This window comes from Faecalibacterium sp. DFI.5.82 (assembly GCF_029076575.1).
GTDB classification, from domain to species: Bacteria; Bacillota; Clostridia; order Oscillospirales; family Ruminococcaceae; genus Faecalibacterium; species Faecalibacterium duncaniae.
In genome coordinates, this window is the sequence record NZ_JARFIS010000048.1 from 1 (window position 1) to 537 (window position 537).

The following is a 537-nucleotide window of genomic DNA, read 5'->3' on the forward strand; positions in this document are numbered from 1 at the left end:
ACGGCTTCAACGCAGAGGGTGGAACGAAGAACTATTCATTTTCCACATACAACTCCCATTCGGAACTATGTGAGGCTATGACGATTTCCAAGGGGTATCGCAGACCAAAGTTCGGGTATTTTCTCCGAGCAGAGAGTTTCTATAATGTAGCCACCAAGGAAATCGACTATTCCGATGACGATCATCCCTCCAAAGGCTATCACCAAAAATCACACGGTGAAAGTTTCCTCGCCATTGCGCAGGACTACATGGGTGCAGATGGAGTCTATATTTTTGACGAGCCGGAAGCCGCTTTATCCCCGCAGCGGCAGCTCACGTTACTGATCAACATTTATCGGTGTGCCCAAGAAGGGGCGCAATTCATTATCGTATCACATTCACCCATTCTCCTCGGAATGCCTGATGCTGAGATTTTTAGCTTCGACAATGGCACGATTCATCCTTGTCAGTATGAAGATACGGACAGCTACGTTATCACCAAAACATTTGTAAATAATCGGCAGCATTTTTTGAACCAGCTTCTGAACGAAGAAACGT

The 537-nt window shown here is 46.0% G+C and carries 1 protein-coding gene; it reads left to right on the forward strand.

Annotation, left to right across the window (positions count from 1 at the left end; translation table 11 throughout):
- Nucleotides 1–537: AAA family ATPase (locus P0G09_RS15495; protein WP_275253095.1), on the forward strand; the 537-nt coding region annotated here is incomplete at both ends.